Annotated in this window: 16 protein-coding genes; 7 read left to right on the forward strand and 9 right to left on the reverse strand. The window is 72.8% G+C overall.

Annotated elements, in window-relative coordinates:
* Positions 1–41: 41 nt before the first annotated feature.
* From CF165_RS41850 to CF165_RS41880, 7 genes are read right to left on the reverse strand one after another with little or no spacing between them, the layout of a single operon-like run.
* Positions 42–1,778 (reverse strand): glycoside hydrolase family 15 protein, encoded by a 1,737-nt coding sequence (locus CF165_RS41850; RefSeq protein ID WP_093953190.1) that lies wholly within the window; start codon positions 1,776–1,778, stop codon positions 42–44.
* Positions 1,775–2,773, reverse strand: a complete 999-nt coding sequence (locus CF165_RS41855) for an SDR family oxidoreductase (protein ID WP_093953134.1) — start codon at positions 2,771–2,773, stop codon at positions 1,775–1,777. Before CF165_RS41855 ends, CF165_RS41850 begins: the two co-directional genes overlap by 4 nt.
* Complete coding sequence (locus CF165_RS41860) at positions 2,770–3,081, reverse strand: hypothetical protein (RefSeq protein WP_093953135.1); 312 nt, start codon at positions 3,079–3,081, stop codon at positions 2,770–2,772. The genes CF165_RS41855 and CF165_RS41860 overlap by 4 nt, the downstream gene beginning before the upstream one ends.
* Positions 3,078–6,137: an FAD-binding and (Fe-S)-binding domain-containing protein gene (locus CF165_RS41865; RefSeq protein ID WP_093953136.1), complete on the reverse strand. Its 3,060-nt coding sequence runs from the start codon at positions 6,135–6,137 to the stop codon at positions 3,078–3,080. The genes CF165_RS41860 and CF165_RS41865 overlap by 4 nt, the downstream gene beginning before the upstream one ends.
* Before the next feature lie 13 nt (positions 6,138–6,150).
* A complete protein-coding gene (locus tag CF165_RS41870) occupies positions 6,151–7,227 on the reverse strand; it encodes an enolase C-terminal domain-like protein (RefSeq protein ID WP_093953137.1) in 1,077 nt (358 codons plus the stop codon).
* Positions 7,224–9,017 (reverse strand): thiamine pyrophosphate-requiring protein, encoded by a 1,794-nt coding sequence (locus tag CF165_RS41875; protein ID WP_093953138.1) that lies wholly within the window; start codon positions 9,015–9,017, stop codon positions 7,224–7,226. Before CF165_RS41875 ends, CF165_RS41870 begins: the two co-directional genes overlap by 4 nt.
* A 40-nt stretch (positions 9,018–9,057) precedes the next feature.
* Positions 9,058–9,450, reverse strand: a complete 393-nt coding sequence (locus CF165_RS41880) for a DUF6292 family protein (RefSeq protein WP_093953139.1) — start codon at positions 9,448–9,450, stop codon at positions 9,058–9,060.
* 81 nt (positions 9,451–9,531) lie between these two features.
* Between CF165_RS41880 and CF165_RS41885 the strand changes: the two genes are divergently transcribed.
* The 3 genes from CF165_RS41885 to CF165_RS41895 all read left to right on the forward strand — a co-directional run bounded on the left by CF165_RS41885 (position 9,532) and on the right by CF165_RS41895 (position 12,946).
* Positions 9,532–10,023, forward strand: a complete 492-nt coding sequence (locus tag CF165_RS41885) for a MarR family winged helix-turn-helix transcriptional regulator (RefSeq protein WP_093953140.1) — start codon at positions 9,532–9,534, stop codon at positions 10,021–10,023.
* Between the two features lie 62 nt (positions 10,024–10,085).
* Positions 10,086–12,470, forward strand: coding sequence for a molybdopterin oxidoreductase family protein (locus CF165_RS41890; protein ID WP_093953141.1), 2,385 nt, complete (start codon positions 10,086–10,088; stop codon positions 12,468–12,470).
* Complete coding sequence (locus tag CF165_RS41895) at positions 12,467–12,946, forward strand: hypothetical protein (RefSeq protein ID WP_093953142.1); 480 nt, start codon at positions 12,467–12,469, stop codon at positions 12,944–12,946. The genes CF165_RS41890 and CF165_RS41895 overlap by 4 nt, the downstream gene beginning before the upstream one ends.
* 14 nt (positions 12,947–12,960) lie before the next feature.
* On the opposite strand, the gene CF165_RS41900 is transcribed toward CF165_RS41895, so the two are convergent.
* On the reverse strand, positions 12,961–14,196 hold the full coding sequence (locus CF165_RS41900) for a low temperature requirement protein A (RefSeq protein WP_093953191.1): 1,236 nt from the start codon (positions 14,194–14,196) through the stop codon (positions 12,961–12,963).
* A 473-nt stretch (positions 14,197–14,669) separates the two neighbouring features.
* On the opposite strand from CF165_RS41900, the gene CF165_RS41905 reads away from it, so the two are divergent.
* Genes CF165_RS41905 through CF165_RS41920 form a run of 4 tightly spaced genes read left to right on the forward strand, consistent with a single transcriptional unit; the run spans position 14,670 to position 18,886 of the window.
* Positions 14,670–17,213, forward strand: coding sequence for an ATP-binding protein (locus CF165_RS41905; protein WP_093953143.1), 2,544 nt, complete (start codon positions 14,670–14,672; stop codon positions 17,211–17,213).
* Complete coding sequence (locus tag CF165_RS41910) at positions 17,210–17,719, forward strand: roadblock/LC7 domain-containing protein (protein WP_093953144.1); 510 nt, start codon at positions 17,210–17,212, stop codon at positions 17,717–17,719. The genes CF165_RS41905 and CF165_RS41910 overlap by 4 nt, the downstream gene beginning before the upstream one ends.
* Positions 17,716–18,105, forward strand: a complete 390-nt coding sequence (locus tag CF165_RS41915) for a DUF742 domain-containing protein (protein WP_167441731.1) — start codon at positions 17,716–17,718, stop codon at positions 18,103–18,105. The genes CF165_RS41910 and CF165_RS41915 overlap by 4 nt, the downstream gene beginning before the upstream one ends.
* A gap of 13 nt (positions 18,106–18,118) precedes the next feature.
* Positions 18,119–18,886 (forward strand): MHYT domain-containing protein, encoded by a 768-nt coding sequence (locus tag CF165_RS41920; protein WP_093953145.1) that lies wholly within the window; start codon positions 18,119–18,121, stop codon positions 18,884–18,886.
* A 61-nt stretch (positions 18,887–18,947) separates the two neighbouring features.
* Here CF165_RS41920 and CF165_RS41925 read toward each other — a convergent pair whose 3' ends face one another.
* The gene (locus CF165_RS41925; RefSeq protein ID WP_093953146.1) at positions 18,948–21,353 is read right to left on the reverse strand and encodes a DUF7617 domain-containing protein; all 2,406 of its coding nucleotides are present in this window, start codon (positions 21,351–21,353) and stop codon (positions 18,948–18,950) included.
* Between the last annotated feature and the right edge of the window lie 29 nt (positions 21,354–21,382).

The following is a 21,382-nucleotide window of genomic DNA, read 5'->3' on the forward strand; positions in this document are numbered from 1 at the left end:
GACCGCGTCGCCGGATCGGGGGACACCCGGGTCACTCCACGTCACCAGGACGGCGGAGTGGCCAGCCGCTGTGCGGTTTCCAGCAGCATGGCGTGGACGAAGGCCTGGGGGAGGTTCCCGCGCAGCTGCCGCTGCCGGACGTCGTACTCCTCGGCGAACAGCCCGGGCGGGCCGCAAGCGGCGCGGTTGCGTTCGAACCAGCGGAACGCCTCGGTGAGGTCGCCTTGGTGCCGGCAGGCCAGCGCCATGGTGAACCCGCACAGCAGGAACGCGCCCTCGGCCTCGCCCAGCGGCCGGTCGTCCTGGGCGAAGCGGTAGACGTACCCGTCTTCGGTGAGGTCGCGGCGGACCGCGTCGAGCGTCGCGCGGGTGCGCGGGTCGTCGGCGGGCAGAGCCCCGCGCACGGGCGGGAGCAGCAGCGCCGCGTCCGTGCCGGAGCGGCCCGGGCTGCGCCGCCAGGCGCCGTGCCGGTCCAGGCAGCGGGCCGTGGTTTCGGCGAGCAGTTTGTCGGCGAGGCTCGCCAGCTCGGCCCCGCGGTACGCGGGCACCTCGCGCGCCAGCGCGCGCAGGCCGGCGACGCAGGCGAGCCGCGAGTGGGTCCACCACTGGTCGTCCAGCTCCCAGATCCCGGCTTCCGGGCGGTCCCAGCGTTCGGTGATCAGCCGGACGACGACGTCGGCGGCGCGCTCGACGTCGCCGCCGAAGCGGTCGTGGCGGGCCGCGGCCGCGTGCAGCTGCAGCAGTTCGCCGAGGGCGTCCAGCTGGAACTGGCCGGTGACGCGGTTGCCGACGACGTCGGAGCCACCGGGGTAGCCGGGCAGGTGCAGCGTCGTTTCGCCGGGCGGCGGGGTGCCGTCGGCCCGGTAAGCGGGCAGGAGTCGGTCTCCATGGTCGAGGACGCGGGCAGTCGTGAACCGGAGCGCGTCGTCGAGCAGGGGGTGCGGCTCGTCGACGGACGCGGCGAGCCCGGCATAGCACTGGTCTCGCAGCCACACGTACCGGTAGTCGTAGTTGCGGCCGGCTTCGGAACGCTCCGGCAGGCCGAGGGTGGCCGCGGCGACCATGCCGCCGGAATCCGTGGTCAGCCCCCGCAGGACCGCGTAGGCGTGCCGGGCGTCGCGGGCGGCGACGGTGTTCTCCAGCTCCGGCACGGCGCTGTGCCACGCGTGTTCGGTGGCTTCCCACAGATAGGCGGCGTCGGGCGGATCGGGCAGGCGCCGGTCGGAGAGCTCGAGGACGAGGTCGTGCCGGCCGCCGGCCGGCACGGTCAGCTCGAAGGCCAGCCGTCCGTCCTCGGCCACCGCGTCCCCGGCGCCCGTCCAGCGCACCCGCAGGTCGCCGGTGCGGCCCGTCCACGTCCCGTCTTCGTCCCGCCGCAGCTCGCGCAGCGACCGTCGCCCGAAGCCGTCGGCCAGGTCCAGCCGGACGCGCATCCGGACGGCCCGTTCGACCGCCTCGATGCGGCGCAGCAGCACGACGCGGTGCGGATCGCCGGGGTGGGCGAGGGCTTCCCGGCACTCGACGGCGGTCTCGGTCGTCACCCAGCGGTTGCGCCAGATCAGGCCGCCGGGTTCGTAGTGGCCGCCCCAGACGTACGCGCCGACGGGGCTGACGAGGTAGCTGCCGGTGCCGCCGATCAGCGAGGACAGCACGGCGCTGTCGGACCACCCGGGGGCGCAGAGCCAGGCGATGTCGCCGCGCGGGCCGCACAGCGCGCCACGCTCGCCGTCGGCCAGCAGCGCGTACTCGCGCAGGACGTGCGGGGCGACGCCGGTCATGACCGGGCTCGGCGCCACACCGCCAGCGCCGTTGCGGCGAGCGCGCTCCCGCCGGCGGCCAGGAGGCCGTGGTGCGTGCTGGCCCACAGCTGGAAGCTGCGCGGGGTGGACTTGCGGTCGAACCGGCCGTGCGCGCCGTAGTCCCGCGAGCGGTCGGCCGGTGCCCAGAGGTTTTCGGGCTGGCCGGCGGGCTTGTCCGCGTCGGTCTGCTGTGACTGGTAGCCGGTCTTGGCCAGGTAGCGATCGAGGATGCCGGGGGCGACGGCGTTCGCGAGGAGGGTGCCGGCGGTGCTGCCGCCGACCCAGTACTCGCGACGGCGCGGGTGGTCGGCGGCGTGCAGCACGGCCCGCGCGGCGACCTCCGGCTGGTAGATCGGGGGCACCGGCTGGGCCTGGTGGGGCAGCTTGGACCGGACCCAGGAGAACTGCGGCGTGTTGACGGCCGGCATCTGGACCATCGTGGTGCGGACGTGGCTGCCTTCGTGCAGCAGTTCGCAGCGCAGGGACTCGTTGAAGCCCTGGATGGCGTGCTTCGCGCCGCAATACGCGCTCTGCAGCGGGATCCCGCGGTAGGCGAGGGCCGAGCCGACCTGCACGATGGTGCCCCGGTCGCGCGGCTTCATCCGCCGGAGGGCGGCCATCGTGCCGTGCACGTAGCCGAGGTAGCTGACCTCGGTGACGCGGCGGAACTCGTCCGGCTCGATCTCGCTGAACGGCGCGAACACCGAGGTGAACGCGACGTTCACCCACACGTCGATCGGCCCGAGCTCCTTTTCGGCCCGTTCGGCCGCGGCTTCGACCTGCGCGAAGTCGGCGACGTCGGTGGGAATCGCGAGCGCGGTCCCGCCCTCACGGGTGACGTCCCCGGCGGCGGCATCGAGGCCCTCTTCGCCGCGGGCGAGCAGCGCGACGCGGGCTTCCCGCGCGCCGAACGCGCGGGCGACGGCACGGCCGATGCCCCCGCTGGCGCCGGTCACGACTACTACCTGGTTCATGACTGCCTCCGTTCTCCGATGCGGGCCGCGCGGGCCCAGGCGGCCGCGACGATCACGTTCGCCAAAGCGGCGGCCCGCCACCGCCGGGACACCACGGCCACGCCGAGCATGCTGACGCTGTGCGCGACATCGGCGGTCCAGCCCCAGCGGGCGACGATGCCGTCCGGGCGCCGCCAAGTGGCCGTGGCCTGTGCGAGGTGCCGGATGCCCAGCGCCAGCACGACTTTCCGCGGGACGGGCAGGTGCCGCGAAGCGACGACCAGCCCGCCGCCCCATACCGCCCGGGCCGCGGCGATCGCGCGTGTCACCGGGTCCTCCGGCGAGACACGGCGATGCCCAGCGCGGCCACGCCGAGCGCGGCGAGCACCGCCGTCCGCTTCTTCCTCGGCGCCTCCGCCGGGCCGTCGAGCGCACTGGCCAGCAGCTCCGCCAGGTGCACGCCTTCCCGGCCGCCGCTGTCCAGCTCGTGCAGCTGGGTGCGGCAGCTGAAGCCGTCGGCCAGGACCGCCGTGTCCGGCGACGCCTCCCTCACCCGGGGCAGCAGGACCCGCTCGGCACACGCCTTCGAGACGTCGAGATGACCCTTCTCGAAGCCGAAGTTGCCGGCCAGGCCGCAGCAGCCGCTGTCGAGGTGCTCGGCGTCGACCCCCGCGGCTTCCAGAAGACGCGCATCGGCGTCCCAGCCCATGATCGCGTGCTGGTGGCAGTGGACCTGCGCGATCGCCTTCGCGTCGAGCCGCGGCGGGCGGTAGCCGGGGGAGTGCTCGGTGAGCAGCTCCGCGAGCGTCACCGTTTGCGCGCGCAGCCGCCGGACGTCCTGGTCGCCCGGGAACAGCTCGTACGCGTCGGAGCGGAACACCGCCGTGCAGCTGGGTTCCAGGCCGACGACGAACCCGCCGTCGTGCAGGTGCGGGGCCAGCTCGCGGACCGTGCGGGCGAGGATGTGCTTGGCGAGGCCCAGCTGCCCCGTGGAGATCCACGTGAGCCCGCAGCACATCGGCGCCGACGGCATCGTGACCCGCCATCCGGCGTCCTCCATCACTCGGATCGCGGCCTGCCCGACGTGCGGGTGGAAGGAGTTGGTGAACGTGTCCGGCCACAGCAGCACCGTGCCGCGGGCGCCGGTGCCGGACGGCCCCCGCCGGGCGAACCACTGCTGCAGCGTCTCTCCGGCGAACCTCGGGATTTCGCGGTCCTCGACGCCGGCCGCGAGCGTGGCCAGGCGCGCCAGCCCGGGCGCGTGGGTGAGGGCGTTCACCACGCGCCCGGCCCGCAGCCCGCCGACGACCCGGGCGAACGCCGGCAGCCAGCCCATCGTGTAGTCCGAGCGCGGCCGCCGCCACGGACGGCCCTCGTAGTGGTGGCTGAGGAACTCCGCCTTGTACGTCGCCATGTCCACATTGGCCGGACAGTCGGTCTTGCATCCCTTGCACGCCAGGCAAAGGTCGAGGGCTTCGCGCACGTCGTCGGAGCGCCAGCCCTCGCCGACGGGACTGTCGCCGTGGCCGTCGAGCATCTCGAACAGCAGCCGGGCACGCCCGCGCGTGGAGTGCTCCTCCTCGCCGGTCACCTGGTACGACGGGCACATGACCTGCCCGCCGCTCGTGGTGTGCTGCCGGCACCGGCCGACGCCGACGCAGCGGTTGGCGGCCTGGGCGAACGAGCCGCCGTCCTCGGGGAACCGGAAGTGCAGGTCCTGCGGGTCGGCGGGCGCCCAGCCGGCGCCGAGGCGCAGGTTCTCGTCGAGCCGGTAGGGGGCGACGACCTTGCCGGGGTTCATCCGGTTCCCGGGGTCGAAGACGGCCTTCAGCCTGCCGAACGCCGTCACCAGGTCCTCGCCGAACATCTTCGGCAGCAGTTCGCCGCGGGACTGGCCGTCGCCGTGCTCGCCCGAGAACGAGCCGCCCATCGCGGCGACGAGGTCGGCGGCGCGTTCCATGAACCGCCGGTAGGTGGCGACGCCGTCGGCGGAGTAGAGGTCGAACGGGATCCGGGTGTGCACGCAGCCCTGGCCGAAGTGGCCGTACAGGCTCGGGCCCGTTTCGCCGGCGTAGCCGAACTCTTCGTACAGCGCGATCAGCTTCCGCAGGTACTCGCCGAGCCGGTCCGGCGCGACGGCGGAGTCCTCCCAGCCTTCGAAGGTGTCGGCCCGGCCCGGCAGGTGCGCGGTGGCGCCGAGCCCGGCTTCGCGGACCTGCCAGAGCTCGTGCTCGCGTTCGGGGTCGTCGAGGAACTCGACGTCGGCTTCGTGCTCGGTGTCGTGGAGGGCGTCGAGCATCTTGTGCGCCTGCCGCTCGGCTTCTTCGTGCGTGCCGGCGGCGAACTGCACCATGAGGAACGCGCGGCCCTCCGGCAGCTCGCCGAGCGCCTTCGGGTTCATGTGCTTGATCTGCTGGTCGCGGATCAGCTTGTGGTCGACGCCTTCCAGCGCGACCGGCTCGTGCGGGAGGATCGAGGGCACGGCGTCGGCGGCCTTCGCGATGTCCGGGTAGCCGAGGACGACGAGCGTCCGTTCGGGCAGCACCGGGACCAGCTCCAGCTCCGACCGCAGCACGGTGACCAAAGTGGACTCGCTGCCGACGAGCAGCCCGGCGACGTCGAAGTCGTGCTCCGGCAGCAGGGAGTCGAGGTTGTAGCCCGACACGCGGCGCGGGATGTCCGGGTACCGGCGGCGGATCTCGTCGGCGTATTCGTCGCGCAGCCGGCGCAGCTGCCGGTAGATCGCCGCCCGCGGGTCGCCGCGGCGCTCGATCCCGGCGTACTCCTCGTCGGTGGTTTCGCCGCACCAGAAGCGGATTCCGTCGTAGGTGAGGACTTCCAGGCGTGCGATGTTGTCGACGACCTTGCCGGTCCGCTGGGCCGTGGCGCCGCACGAGTTGTTGCCGATCATCCCGCCGAGCGTGCAGTTCATGTGCGTCGCCGGCTCCGGCCCGTACCGCAGGCCGGTGTCCGCCAGCTGCCGGTTCAGCTCGTCGAGCACGATCCCCGGCTGCACCACGCAGGTGCGCGCGTCGGCGTCGACCGACTCGAGCCGGTTGCAGTACTTCGAAAAGTCGAGCACCACGGCGGTGTTGGTGCACTGCCCGGCGAGGCTGGTGCCCCCGCCCCGGGACAGGACCGGCGCCCCGAACTCCCGCGCCACCGCGATCGCCGCCACGGCGTCGTCCGGCGTCCGCGGCACGACGACGCCGAGCGGGACCTGGCGGAAGTTGGAGGCGTCGGTCGAATACGCCGCACGCGTTCCGCGATCGAAGCGCACTTCGCCGTCGACGCGCTCGCGCAGGGCCGCGGCGAGCGCGCCGGCGTCGAGGTCTTCGTGGTCCGCGTGGCGCACCACGGGGTCGGGCAGCTGGACGGTTCCCATCGCGGATCCTCCTTCAGAGTGCGTACTCGGCCGCGGCTTCGGCGCGGAAGGTCAGCCCGTGCCCGGGCGCGGCCATCGACGGCGTCACGGTGCCGCCGGCGGGGTCGAGACAGCCGTCGAAGAACAGCCGCTCGATCCGGTCGTGGTCGGCGAACCACTCGATGTGCCGGAAGTTCTGCGTGGCCACGGCGGCGTGTGCGGAGAGGTTCGGCGCGCAGTGCGCCGAGACGTCCCGGCTGACCGCGGCGGCGAGGGCGGTGGCCCGCCGCCATTCGGTGAAACCGCCGCACCGGGTGACGTCGACCTGGAGGCAGTCGACGACCGGCAGCATGCGGGCGAAGCAGGGCAGGTCGTAGCCGTACTCCCCGGCGGCGATGTCCGGCCCGCCGGGCGTGCGCAGCCTGCCGAGGCCGTCCAGGTCGTCGCTGGACACCGGTTCCTCGAACCAGGTGACTCCCGCGTCCCGCAGCGGCGCCAGCAGCCGGCCCGCCGCACCGACCGAATAGGCGCCGTTGGCATCCACGTACAGCGCCGCGTCATCGCCGATCACCTTGCGGGCCAGCGCGACCCGGTCGAGATCGCGGTCCCGCGACTCGCCGATCTTGATCTTCACCCGCGGGATGCGCTGCCGGCGGACCCAGTGGTCCAGCTGCGCGGTCAGTTCGTCGTCGGAGAGGGTGGTGAAGCCGCCGCTGCCGTACACCGCGACCTCGTCGTGCACCCGGCCGAGCAGCCTGCTCACGGGCACACCGAGTGACCGGGCCGCGGCGTCCCACAACGCGATGTCGACGGCGGACATGGCGCACGAGACCAGGCCCGCGCGGCCGAGGTTGCGGATGGCGTGCTGCATGGCCGCCCAGCAGGCGGGCACGTCGAGCACCGGGCGGCCGCGGACGGCGCCCGCGAGCACGTCCTCGATCAGCGGCACGCAGGCCGCGTCGGCGTACGTCCAGCCCAGCCCGGTGACCCCGCCCGCCTCGGCGTGCACCACGACGATCGTGGTCGCGTCCCAGGCCAGCGTGCCGTCGGCTTCGGGGCCGGGGGTCGGCACCCGGTAGGCCCGGGCGCCGACCCGCTCGATCGTCGTCACCGGTTCTTCCCGGGCAGGAACTCCTGCAGCTTCGTCTTGACCCCCTGCGCCACGAGGTGGAACGCGTCGGGGTCGCCCTTCAGCACCGCCTGGGCGGCCGACTTCACCTGCTCGAAGGTGGCGTGCGGCGGGATCGGCGGCACGTCCGGGTCGCAGCGGACGTCGAGCACCGCCGGCTTGCCCGCGGTCAGGACGGTGTCCCAGGCCGTGGCCAGCTGGTCCGGCTTGTCGACCGTGACGGCGGCCAGGCCGAGGGACAGGGCGAAACCGGCGTAGTCGACGTCGGGCAGGCTCTGCGACTCCTCGAACTTCGGCGCGCCGCCCATCGCGCGCAGCTCCCAGGTCACCTGGTTCAGGTCGTTGTTGTGGAACACGCAGATCACGCAGCGCGGATCGCTCCACAACGTGTGGTAGCGCGCGATGGTGATCAGCTCGGCGAGGCCGTTCATCTGCATGGCGCCGTCGCCGACGAGCGCGATCACCGGCCGGTCGGGGTGGGCGAACTTGGCGCCGATGGCGTACGGCACGCCCGGGCCCATGGTGGCCAGCGTGCCCGACAGCGACCCGCGCATGTCGCCGCGCATGCGGAGGTTGCGGGCGTACCAGTTGGTGGACGAGCCCGAGTCCGCGGTGACGATGGCGTTCTCCGGGATCCGCTTCGACAGCTCGTTGACGATGGCCATCGGGTTCACCGGGTCGGCGTCGACGGCGGCTTCCTTGTCGACGGTGTCCCACCAGGACGCGACGTTCTTCTCGATCGTCTCGCGCCACGAGCGGTCCGGCTTGCTCTTCAGCCGCGGCAGCAGGGCGCGCAATGTGGCCGCGCTGTCCCCGACCAGGTTGACCTCGGTCGGGTAGCGCATCCCGATGAACCGGCCGTCGAGGTCGATCTGCACCGCGCGCGCCTGGCCGAAGTCCGGCAGGAACTGGCTGTACGGGAAGTTCGAGCCGACGATCAGCAGCGTGTCGCAGTCGCGCATCATCTCGTAGCTCGGCCGGGTGCCGAGCAACCCGATCGAGCCGGTCACCCACGGCAGGTCGTCGGGCAGGACGTCCTTGCCCAGCAACGCTTTCGCGACACCCGCACCGGTGACCTCGGCGACCTGGCGGACCTCCTCGGCCGCGTCGCGCGCGCCCTGCCCGACCAGGATGGCGACCTTGTCGCCGGCGTTGAGCACCTCGGCCGCCGCGTCGACGTCCCGCTCGGGCGGGACCGGGACGGACCACGACGTGCCCGGCGGGCTGGACGGCACCTGCTTGAACGCGTGCTGCGGCGGGGAGTACTCCTCCTCCTGCAGGTCCGCCGGGATGATCAGGGCGGTCGGGCAGCGGGACGACTCGGCCGTCCGGATCGCCCGGTCGAGCGCGTTCGGCAGCTGCTCGGCGACGTTGACCTCGACGAGGTATTCGCTCGCGACGTCCTTGTAGAGCGCCTGCAGGTCGATCTCCTGCTGGTAGCTGCCGCCCATCGCGCTGCGCGCGGTCTGCCCGACGATCGCGACCACCGGGACGTGGTCGAGCTTGGCGTCGTAGAGCCCGTTCAGCAGGTGGATCGCGCCGGGGCCCGAGGTGGCCATGCAGACGCCGACCTTGCCGCTGAACTTCGCGTAGCCGACCGCCGAGAAGGCGGCCATCTCCTCGTGCCGCGCCTGCACGAACCGCGGCTGGTTGTCCGCCTTGCCGAACGAGGCGACGAGGCCGTTGATCCCGTCACCCGGATAGGCGAAGACCTGGTCCACACCCCACTCGCGCAGGCGCTGGAGCAGGTAGTCGCCGACCGTCTGAGCCATGAGTACTCCCTTTGCCGTTCCGGGACCGCCGCGCCCGCGGTCACCCCGAAGGGTGGCCGCACCGCGCGGTGTCTTCCCGGGCGTCTTCTTGGGCGCCTTCTGGGGGCTGTGCCAGTTCGGTGAGCGCGTCGCGGACCCGTCTTGCCACCACGGCGGGCCGCGGCCGCGGCGGGTCGGGCCAGCGGAGGAGGACGACCGGTTCTTCCGCGCCCTCGGGCTCCAGGGCCAGTGACCACCCGGTGCCGTCCGCCCACTGCAGCATGAGGAACCGGCCCGCGTGCCGCGGCGAGGAGTCGGCCAGCGCGATGTAGGCGGTCGACGGGCTGCCGTACTCGCTCCACGACGCGGCCGGTTCGACGCGCAGCAGTTCCGCGACCGCCTCCACGTAGTCGCGCAGGGCCGCCGTCTCGGCGTGCCCGGGATCCGGTTTCACCGGTGCGGATGCCTCCTTCCGTGGCCGCCGTCTCGCGCCCACGAATTCGCTGTACCCGCTTTTCGTGCCTACCATACTTGCGTGACGCAAACGTGGCGAACGCAGGAGGAGACGGACGCGGCCCTCGCCGCGCTCCGCGCGATGGTGGCGATCGCGGACTCGACGGTCGGGCGGAACACCGAACAGCTGACGCTCACCCAGTTCCGCGCCCTGCGGGTGGTCCTCGACCGGACCCCGGTCACCATGGGCAAGGTGGCCCGCGAGCTGGCGTTGAACCCGTCCTCGGTCACCCGGGCGTGTGACCGGCTGGTCACCCTGAACCTGCTGGAGAAGGCGGCCAACCCGTTGAACCGGCGGGAGACGCTGCTGGCGCCGACGGCGGCGGGCCGTCAGCTGGTCGAGCGCGTGGACCGCGACCGGCGGCAGGTGCTGACGGCCGTGCTGGACCGGCTCGGTCCCGAGGTCCGTGCCGCGGTGACGGTCGCGTTCGCGCGGTTCGCGGGAGCGGTCGAAACGTACGAATCGGATTTTCCTACATTGTTGCGTGACGCAAACCAAACACCCCGAAAATGACGTTTGCCTGTCCGCCGGCCGGGTATCCGGCGCTCCCGTGGCCATGATCGGAGGTCCTTGCGGTGGGAAAGCGCGACGGAATCACCCGGCCCTGGGGCACCAGGACGCCGTACGGGCCGGGGGAGCCGTGGCCGGCCCGCGTGGACAGCCACCTCGCCGACGGCGTGGCGCCCGGCGACGTCGAACGCTGGGTCCGCAGCGCCGCCGTGCTGCACGCAGGCGGGGACGGCCTCGACATCGCGGTGGCCGGCGGCCGGATCGCCGGCGTCCGCGGCCGTGCCGACGACCGCGTCAACCGCGGGCGCCTCGACCCGAAGGACCTCTTCGGCTGGCAGGCGAACTCGTCGCCGGACCGGCTGACGACCCCGCTGGTGCGCCGGGACGGCGAGCTCGCCGAGGCGAGCTGGGACGAGGCGATGGACCTGATCGTCCGGCGCAGCAAGGAACTCCTGGAAGAGCAGGGGCCGGGCGCGCTCGGGTTCTACACCAGCGGCCAGCTGTTCGCCGAGGAGTACTACACGCTCGCCGCGATCGCCCGCGGCGGCCTGGGCACCAACCACCTCGACGGCAACACCCGGCTGTGCACCGCGACCGCGGCCGCGGCGCTGAAGGAGTCCTTCGGCTGCGACGGCCAGCCGTCGTCCTACACCGACGTCGACCACGCCGACGTCATCGCCCTCTTCGGGCACAACATGGCCGAAACGCAGGCCGTCCTCTGGTCGCGTGTCCTCGACCGGCTCGCCGGGCCGAACCCGCCGGCGGTGCTCTGCGTCGATCCGCGTGACACCCCGGTCGCCCGGGCGGCGACGCTGCACCTGGCGCCGCTGCCCGGGACCAACCTCGCGCTGATGAACGGGCTCCTGCACGAGATCATCGAGCACGGCTGGGTCGACCGCGGCTACGTCGAGCGCTGCACGGTCGGCTACGACGACCTCGCGGCGATGGTCGCGGACTACCCGCCCGAGCGCGTCGCCGGGATCTGCGGCGTCGACGCCGCGCGGATCCGCGAAGCCGCCCGGCTGCTGGGCACCGCCGAACGGCTGCTGTGCACGGTGCTGCAGGGTTTCTACCAGTCGCACCAGGCCTCCGCGGCCGCCGTCCAGGTCAACAACCTCGTCCTGCTGCGCGGCATGCTCGGCAAGCCCGGGGCCGGCGTGCTGCAGATGAACGGCCAGCCCACCGCCGAGAACACCCGCGAATGCGGGGCCGACGGCGACCTGACCGGGTTCCGCAACTGGGCCAACGACGACCACGTGGCCGAGCTGGCGAAGCTGTGGAACGTCGACGAGAGCAAGATCCCGCACTACGGGCCGCCGACGCACCTGATGCAGATGCTGCGGTACGCCGAAACCGGCACCCTGCGGTTCCTCTGGGTGTCGGCCACCAACCCGGCCGTGTCGCTGCCCGAACTGCGCCGCGTCCGGTCTATTTTGGACTCTTCACGGCTGTTCCTGGTGGTGCAGGACGCGTTCCTCACCGAGACCGCGGAATTTGCCGACGTCGTGCTGCCCGCGGCACTCTGGGGTGAGAAGATCGGTACGTTCACCAACGCCGACCGCACGGTGCACCTGTCGGAGAAGGCGGTCGAGCCACCCGGGCAGGCCCGTCCCGATCTGGACATCTTCCTCGACTACGCGCGGCGGATGGACTTCCGCGGCAACGACGGCGAACCGTTCCCGCAGTGGCACGACGCCGAAACGGCGTTCGAGGCGTGGAAACGCGCGTCGGCCGGGCGGCCGTGCGACTACAGCGGCTTGAGCTACGCGAAGCTGCGCGAGGTCAGCGGCGTCCAATGGCCGTGCACTCCCGACAGCCCGGACGGGACCGAACGGCTCTACACCGACGGGAAGTTCTTCGCCCAGCCCGACTACTGCGAGAGCTACGGCCGGGACCTCGTCACCGGGGCACCGATGGAACCCGTCGAGTACCAGGCCATGAACCCGGACGGCAAGGCCATGCTCAAGGCGGCCGAATACGTGGTGCCGCACGAAACGCCCGGCGAAGACCACCCGTTCTTCCTGATCAACGGCCGGACCCTCTACCACTTCCACACCCGCACGAAGACCGGCCGCGCCCCGGAGCTGCGGGCGGCGGCGCCGGAGGTGTGGCTCGAGGTGTCCGAACGGGACGCGGCCGCCGCCGGGCTCGCCGAGGGCGACCTGGCGGAGGTCTCGACACCCCGCGGCGCCGTCCACGCCCGCGTCCGGATCGGTGGCATCCGCGACGGCGTGCTGTTCCTGCCGTTCCACTACGGCTACTGGGACGTCGACCACGCGGCGGGCAAGGACGGCGACCGCGCCGCCAACGAGCTCACCTTCACCGACTGGGACCCGGTGTCCAAGCAGCCGCTGTTCAAGACCGCCGCGGCCGCGCTGCGCCGGATCGGCCCGCCGGCCCCGCGCCCGGAGCCGGTGCCCGCGGCCGTCGACGAGGAGGTTGTCCGATGAAGCTCGACCTGGTCCTGCGCGAGCTGCACCGCGCCGAGACGACCCTGGCCAAGGACCTGCTGAAGACCGCCGACCGGCACCACGCGGAACACGAGGTCTGCCACGTCGCCCGCGACCTGGCCGGCTGGTCGGCGGCACACGTCCGCGACGTCGCCCGCGCCGGCCGGGCGCACGGCCTGGACCTCGGCGAGGACATCCCGGGCCCGGGTCCCCTGGAACCGTTGCGGACGGCTTTGGCCGAGTTGAGCGGCCGCCGTCCGGAGCCGGGCCTGCTGCTGCTCGCGGACCTGCGCCGCCTCCACCGCCGGGCGGCCGGGGTGTCGCTCGACTGGGAGCTGCTCGCCCAGGCCGCGCAGGCGGCGAAGGACACCGGGCTGCTGGAGCTGGCGAGCCGCTGCCACCCGCAGACCCTGCGGCAGCTGAAGTGGACCAACGCGATGCTGAAGGTGCTCTCCCCGCAGATCCTGACCAGCTAGGTCAGGCGGCGACGTCATCCGTCCCGGGCGCCCCTGAGGAAAGCCAGCGGGTTGTCGCCGAAGCGGACGAGGGTCCGGCGCCGCAGCACCGAGCTGACGGCGGCCGCGGCGACGCCCCAGACGGCGGTCACCACGACCACCGCGGGCGCCGGGAGGACCAGGCTCAGGAAGGCGAGGTTCACGGTGGCGACGACCGACGCGACCCGGGCCAGGCGGTGGTACCAGCGCTGGGAGCCGTCCGCGAAGACCCGGGTGCCGACGAGGTAGGCCGCCAGGCCCGAGGTGAGGAGCCACACCGCCGCGGGCGGCGGGGACTCGTGCAGCGAAAGGTTCACCCCGGCCGCGACCAGCAGCAACGCGAAAGCCGGGGCGAGGTGGCCGCCGGCGTACAGCGAGTAGGCGAGCGCGGGGTTGCCGCCGGAGAGGCTCAGCATGCGCTCGTAGATCTCCGCGGCCGACGTGAAGTACATCCACCACAGCGCGCCCGCGAGCACCAGGCCGCCGACCATGGCCAGCCAGTAGGCGACGTCGTCGGCGGGACGTTCGAGCGCCGCCGTGCCGACCGTGATCACCAGCTCGCCGAGCAGCAGGATCATGAAGAGCCCGAAGCGTTCCGCGAGGTGTGCGGAGTCGACCGCCAGGCTCGGGTCGCGCGGCGGGGCGAGCATCGCCCGCCACCGCGTCTCGCGCGTGGGCCGCTCCCGTCGCTCGCCGCGCCGCCGGTCCCGTTCGCCGAGGAGCAGCGCCCCCGCTTCCTGCAGCAGTGCCACGGTCCACAGCCCCCAGCTGTAGGGGAGGATCGCCGAGACACCGAACAGGACCGCGGAAATCGCGTAGGCCGAGGTGATCCGGCGCTGGTCGAGACCGGGCCGGGCCGGCCACCGGTGGGCGGCCGCCAGGATCACCCGGACACCGGCCATGGCCACCGCGAAGATCGCGGGATGCCCTTCGAAGACGTGGTGCACCTGGGTGGCGGCGATCGCGCAGGGAATCGTGCCGGCGAGCACGAACAGCCGGTCGGCCGCGCGGCCGTCGTCGCCGCGGCGGTTGTAGAGCACGGCAAAGCCGATCCACGTCCACCACAGCGTCACGAACAGGCCCAGCGCGCCGGCGACGCGAGCCCAGTGCGGGTCTGCGACCATGCTGTGCGCCACCTGGCCCACCGCGAACACGAAGACCAGATCGAAGTACAGCTCGACCCAGCCGACCCGCTTGCCGTGGCCGGCCGCGGCGCGGGTTTCCTCGTCCATGTCGGTCACGGGGGGATTCTGCCGAGTCCCCGGCCGAGACTCTCACCCGGGCGTCGCACGGGAATAAATAACACACCGTTCGGACAATGGCCGAATTCGTCCCGGCGACTGCTGTGGGTAATTCTGCCGCCAGCACGAAGGCGTGCGTTGTTTACTGCTCAGTAGGCACTGGAACTGCGCGAATGCACTTGAACAGTGTGCAAGCAGCGACCATGGCCACACAATGCGTGAACTGTGGGATCGGGTCGGAATCAATTCGATCCCCGTGGTCCGAAACGCTGCCCTGCAGGGTTGACAAGGGTGCCGGACGTGATGTCTTCTGCTGATCGGCTCGATCAACGCCACGTCTTCCCCGGTCCGGGAGCCGGGATTTCCGTCCACTGAGGACGTGCGCGATCGGCCCACTGGGGTTCCTGGTCCTGTCCGAGTTCGACATCAGCCGTGCGCGCGGCTGGGAATCGAGCGATTCCGCCATGCACGAAAGCAGATCCACGCCCCGCCGCCCGGCGGACGCCGCGTGGTGGCCGGCGCACTGGAGCGTTCGCACCAAGATCAGCGTCGTCCTGCTGCTGCCGGTCCTGGTCGCGGTGGCGCTCGCGGAAATCCGGATCCAGGGCGAACTCGACCGGGCGACCGCGCTCAGCGCGGCCCGCGACCGGCTGCCGGTGCTGCGGGACACGATCGGCCTGACCGCGTCGCTGGGCCAGGAAATGGTCGCCGCGGTGGCGGTCCCCGCGGGCGCGCCCGACACGCTCACCGCGGCCGTCGATGCGAAGGTGGCCGCGGTCCAGCGCGACGCCGGCTTCGCGCCGCTGCCTGCCGATACCGGCCGGGCGCTGAACACGGCGCTGGGCAAGCTCGCCGGGATCCGCGCAGGCGGTGCCGGCGGCGGCGACGTCCGCACGAAAGCCGCCGGCTACAACGACATCATCGCCACCCTCGGCGACCTCGTGCCCGCGTTCGTCCCGGCCGACGGCGGCGCCGAAACCGCCGCCGGCGCGGAAACCACCCGGCTGCTGGTGCACCTGCGGGGCGAGCTGGCCGTCGAGGAAACCTACGTGCGCGCGGCGCAGAACAGCCCGGACGACGCGTCGCTGCGCCCGGCCGTCGTGCGGACCGCCGCCGAGCAGCTGGTGCTCGGCGAGCAGGCCCGACACCGGCTGTCGGGCGACCTGCTGGCCCGGCTCACCGCGGCGACGAAGTCCGCCGAAGCCCGCCCTGGCGCGCTGCAGGAGGCAGGGAACGGCGCGCCCCTTGCGTCGTCCGCACCCTCGATCGCCGCCGAGACCACCGGCGTGACGGCTGTGCTCGACGACGTCTCGGCGAAGCTCGCGGGCGACGTCTCGGCCGCGGCCGACCGGGCCCGGGCGGACTCGCTGCGCGACACGGCACTGGTCCTCGGCTCGCTGCTCGGCGCGCTCGCGATCGCGCTGCTGGTGGTGCGGTCACTCGTCACGCCGGTGCGCCGGCTGCGCGCGGCCGCCCTGCGCGCGGCGAACGAACAGCTCCCGGAGACCGTCCGGCAGGTCCGCGAGGGCCATGACGTCGACTGGCGCGAGGTGCCCGATTCCGGCGTCCGGACGGAGGAGGAGATCGGGCAACTGGCCCGCGCGTTCGACGACATGCACCGCCAGGCGGTGCGGCTGGCGGTCGAGCAGGCCGAGCTGCGCAAGCAGGTCAGCGAGATGTTCATGACGCTGTCACGGCGGAGCCAGTCGCTGATCGAGCAGCAGCTGTCGATCATCGAAGACCTCGAGGCGGGGGAGCAGAACCCGAGGCGGCTCGACGAGCTGTTCCGGATCGACCACATCGCGACCCGGCTGCGCCGCAACGGCGAGAACCTGCACGTCCTGGCGGGCGGCCGCCCGGTCCGGCACGGCCGCGAACCGGTGCCGACGCGTGACCTGCTGCGCGCGGCGACGTCGGAGGTCAAGGACTACCGGAGGGTGGCGCTGGGCAACGCGCCGCGAAGTTCGGTGCAGCCCGAGGCAGCCGCGGACGTGGTGCACATCCTCGCTGAGCTGCTGGAGAACGCGACGCGGTTCTCGCCCCCGGAGCACAAGGTGGCGCTGACGGCCGACCGCGGCGCCGACGGCGGCCTGCTCATCGAGGTCGTGGACCAGGGACTGGGCCTGACCCCGGCCGAACTCGCGGCGGTGAACGGCCGCCTCGAGGCGGCCGGCACGGTCGGCCCGGAGACGACCCGCCGGATGGGGTTGTTCGTGGTCGGCAGGCTCGCGGCGCTGCACGGGGTGACGGTCCGGTTGCGATCGACCGGCACGGCGGCGCGCCATGCGGGGGTGACGGCAAGCGTGCACGTCCCGGGGCCACTGGTGCTCGCCGACCTGGCCCGCCCGATCGGCGCGGGACGGCTGGTGCCCACGGGAGGGAACCGCAACGGCCACGCGCGACCGCCGGTGGTGCCGGCCCAGGCGTCGACGCCGATCTTCGAGCAGGTCGTGACGAGCTGGTTCACCGAGCCGACGGCCAAGCCGGTGGTCCGCCGGAATGGAGCGGCCGCACCGGTGGAGTGGCCTGCGGTGGGCGGAGGGGCCGCGGCGGTTCCGGCCATCGAGACTCCGGCAGCCCACCGGGCATCCCCCGCGGAACCCGCCACGGACACCCCTGTAGAGCCGGCCACCGCATCGGCGTCGCACGCCGCGGAGCCGGCGGCCCCACCCACCTCGGTCGAAAAGCCCGTCGCCCCACTCGGAAAAGCCCCCGTGGGTGTGTGGGACGACCCGGCCGACCGTACGCGGCACGCCGCCGAAAGCGCTCTCAAACCCGCGGTCGCGCAGCGGCTCACCGACGCCGGCCTGCCGACCCGGCGGCCCGGGGCCCAGCTCGCGCCCGGTGCGGTCGTCCCGCGCGCCCGCGAGCAGACCGGCGGGACGTTCCGCGACGCCGCCGCCGTGCGCAGCAGCCTCTCCCGCCACTACCAGGGCATGCGCGCGGCCCGGCAGGAAACCGCGGCCCGCGCCGAACGATCCGGAAAGGACGAAGTGGATCCGCGATGACGGAACTTCCCGGCCTGCAGCCTCGCCGTGCCGGCGCCGACCCGTCGGCCCGGTCCCTCGGCGGGACACTGGCCTTTCCCGGTTCCACCGCGCCGCCCGAACGGACGGCGACGCTGAACTGGCTGGTCAACGGGTTCGTCCAGGACGTGTCGGGGGTCGCGCACGCCGTGCTGGTCTCCGCCGACGGCCTGCTCGTGGCCGCCGACGAGGCGCTGGCCCGCGAACGCGCCGACCAGCTCGCGGCCATCGCGGCCGGCCTGTCGAGCCTGTCGCTCGGCACCGCGGAGCTGTTCACCGCCGGGCGGGTGGTGCAATCGGTGATCGAGATGCAGCAGGGGTTCCTGCTGCTGATGAGCGTGGGCGACGGCTCGAACCTCGTCGTGCTCGCCTCGACCGGCTGCGACATCGGGCTGGTCGGTTACGAGATGACGATGCTGGTCGAGCGGGTGGGGCAGAAGGTCGACGTGCCCGCGCGCGAGATACCGGTGGCCCAGGACCACCGGTGATCGACGACCCGTCCGGCCCGTACGGGGACGAGCCGCGCCGCAGCCCGGCGCTCGCCCGCCCCTACGCGTGGACGGAAGGCCGGACGGCGCCGTCGATGGAGATCGCGGTCGAAGCGCTGGTCGAGACCACCTCCGCGGGCCGGGCCGAAGCTGCGTACCTTTCCTCAAGCGCGCTCGCGGAGGTCACCGAGCTGTGCGTCCGGCCGCGGTCGCTGATGGAGATCGCCGCGCTGCTTTCCCTGCCGCTCGGCGTGGTCCGCGTGCTCGTGTCGGACCTGATGGAGGACAACCTGGTGATCGTCCGCGACACGCTGTCGGACACCTCCACCTGGGACGAACGCCACGACCTGATGGAACGCGTGCTGCACGGGCTGCGCGACCTCTAGAGAGGACCTTGCGATGGAGCACTTCGCGCTCGGGCACTGGCTGCTCGTATTGGCCTACCTGACGTCGGTGGTCGGCTGCGCGCTCGGGCTGGCGTGCGCGGTGCAGGCTCGCCACGCGGCGGACCCGCGCCACCGCATGCGCTGGCTGCTGCTGGCGGCGATCTCGATCGGCGGCGTCGGCATCTGGTTGATGCACTTCGTGGCCATGCTCGGCTTCAGCACCCCGGGAATGCCGGTCCGGTACGACGTCTTCCGCACGGTGCTGTCGGCGATCCTCTCGGTGACGGCGGTGTTCGCGGGGCTCGTGGTCGTGGGCGGCCGCGCGAAGTTCGGCTGGTGGCGCCTCGCGCTCGGCGGCGTGATCACCGGCCTGGCGGTGAACGTCATGCACTACACGGGAATGTCGGCGCTGCGGGTGAAGGGCGACTTCGGCTACGACGGCGGCCTCGTGGCGCTGTCGGTGGTGATCGCAGTGGTGGCGGCGACGGCGGCGCTGTGGTTCGCGGTGTTCCTCGACGGTCTTCCGTTGCGGCTGCTGGCGGGCTTCGTGATGGGTGCGGCGGTGACGGGCATGCACTACACGGGCATGGCGGCGGTCCGGATGAACATGGACGTGAACGCCCCGGACCCGGCTGGTGCGGAGGTGTTTTCGTTCCTGTTCCCGGTGTTCGTGCTGGCGGCGATCGCGATGGCGGTGCCACTGTGCGCGGTCCTGATGGCGCCGGCGGTATCGCCGAAGGCCGAGCCCGGGCCGCTCGCGGGAGACGCCGCCACGGTGTGAGCCGCTGCCGAAGAGAGGGTGGCCCGCGAGAACATCCTCGCGGGCCGCCCGGCTCACCTCCCTACAGGGCGCACAGCAGCGAACAGGCCTTGGCCGACGACCAGTCCGTGGCGGACGGCGGCGTCCCCGGCGGGACGTTCACCGGCACGTAGGTCACCTTCGCCTTGTTGGTGATCGGGAACAGGTTCAGCAGCGCGTACGTCGCGCAGTACACCTGCTTCACCTGGCCCGCCTGCAGCGTGAACGGACCCGTCTGGCACGACGGTTCCACGCTGTCCACCACCTGCGCGGACGTGATCCCCACCGGACCGTGGTTCGTCACCGTGATCCGCCAGTACGCCGACGCGGCGAGCACGCCGAGGAGACCCACCGGGGCCTGCTTCGCCCAGGGCCCGGCGCCGCCAGGGCCGCACTGGGCCGGGTGGGACGCCGTGCAGATCTCCTTCTCCACGGTCACCTTCGGGGTGCACGCGGCGCCCGGGGCCACCGGGAGCGTCACCGTGTTGGAGGTGAACGAACCCGTCGAATCGGTGCCGGCCGCCGTGTTCGCCACCGACGTCACCGTGCAGTCCGCCGCGATCACCGTGCGGAAGCACAGCTGGGGTGCGTCGCCCGCGAAGTCGACCACCAGCGAGCCGCTGAAACCCGCCGCGCTGTGCAGGACCAGCGTCGTCGTCACCGTGATCGACGGGTGCGCCGCCACCGAGACGCCGGTCAGGTCGACCGAGCCGTCCGGAGCGAAGCCCGGCGTCGGCACCACCGCGCCGTCCTGATCGACCACCGTGACCCGGGACGCCGCGAAGTCGACGTTCGCCGGATCGACGCCCGTCAGCCGCGCCGCCGTGTAGCCCTGGACGTGACTTCCGCCGTCGCAGTAGAAGTCGCCCGGTTTCAGCGTCACCTGCCCGCCGGAACGGACACACGGCGTGGCGCCGGTGATCGGGTCCATCGAGAACAGCACGCCCGCGTCGCCGAGGCCGATCAGGCAGCCCGACGGCGGGTCGTACGCGTACCCGTAGTCCCGGGTGTTGCCGCCGGCCGCGTTCGGGTGCGTGATCTGGGGCGGCAGGCCCGCGCACGCCGACGCCGTCGTCCAGTCGTGGCACAGCGCCGCGCCCGCGATACCCCCGCTCCAGACCGGGAGGTAGCTGCGGAGGTGGCCGTTCGGATCGGTGACGACTTCGGGGTTGAAGACGATCACGTTCGCCGCCAGGGCGGCCGCGCCGGGCGGGGCAGGCAGCGCCGACCCGTCGAGCGCGTAGCACGTCGTGACGTCGTCACTGCCGGACGTCGACGAGCACGCGCCGACCGGCGCGCCGGTCGTGCTGAACGCTGTGTAGGCGTTGTAGGTGACGTTGCCCGCCGGTCCCGTCGGCCGCGAAGACGCCCAGCCGGCGCACGGCGCGTTCGTCGCCGGGTCGAAGCACCCCAGTGCCGGCTGCAGCCCGGTGCCCGGGGCTGCCGTCGACCCGAACACCTTGCCCGCCACCACGGTCACCGCGCCGTAGACGTACGGCTGGTTGGCGGCCGGCAGGATCGGCGCGTACGGCTGGCCGGCGCAGGCGCTCTGCGTGGCGATGGTCCAGCAGATCACCGCGCCGGAGCTGACGATGCCGTACAGGTTTCCGCCGCTCTCCACGAAACCCGTGAGGCTGTTCACCGGCGGTGAGCCGCCGAGGGCGGCCAGCGGCCAGAACCCGCAGTTGGCCGCCGCGGCCAGGTCGAGGCAGCCGACGCCGGCCGAAGTCGCCGTGAAGCCGGGGTAGTAGACCTTCGCGGGCGCGGCGGGATCCCGCACGTACTGCTCGATCATGGGGGACGTGATGTCCCCGGCCCCCAGGGTGCCGAGCGGGCCGGGTGCGGTGTTGAGCACCTTCGGCCACGGGCCGCCCGGGCAGCGCGCCCCGGTGGCGAGCTCGGTGCAGACCACCTTCGGCGTGGTGGCCCCCGAGTGGTGGTAGATGTTCCAGGCCTGCAGCACGCCGCCCGGGGTGCGGTACAGGATCGGGGAGAAGCCGTCGCCGCCGGTGGCCGTGGTGACCGCCTGAACAGGCGGGGTGAGGGCGCCGGACAGCTGCGTCGAGTCGGGACCGGCGGCGGGGTTCGTCGCGCGGACGGCGGTCACCCCGGAGGCCGGCTCGGTGCCGGTGAACGTGGTGCCGTCGGTGGACCACTGCGGGGTCCAGCCGGGTGGCGCGTGCAGCGAGCCGGACTGGTAGGCCTGGCCCGCGCCGACGGCGTCGGTGATGGTGGCGGCGCCGGTCGTGGTGGCGTGGTCTTCGTAGCCGATCACCCAGTTCGCGGTGGCACCGTGGCCGGCCGGGGAACCGGTGCCCTGCACGGACTTCGTCAGCGCCGAGACCGGCGGCGCGGGATCGGCGGCCGCGGGCAGCGGGACGGCGGTGGCCGCCACGAGTACGAGGGGCAGGACCGCCCCCAGGCGGTGCGCACGCATGCGTCTTCGCATGAATGTCCTCGATTCTTCCGGAGTTCCAG

It is taken from the genome of Amycolatopsis vastitatis (genome assembly GCF_002234595.1).
Taxonomy (GTDB): domain Bacteria; phylum Actinomycetota; class Actinomycetes; order Mycobacteriales; family Pseudonocardiaceae; genus Amycolatopsis; species Amycolatopsis vastitatis.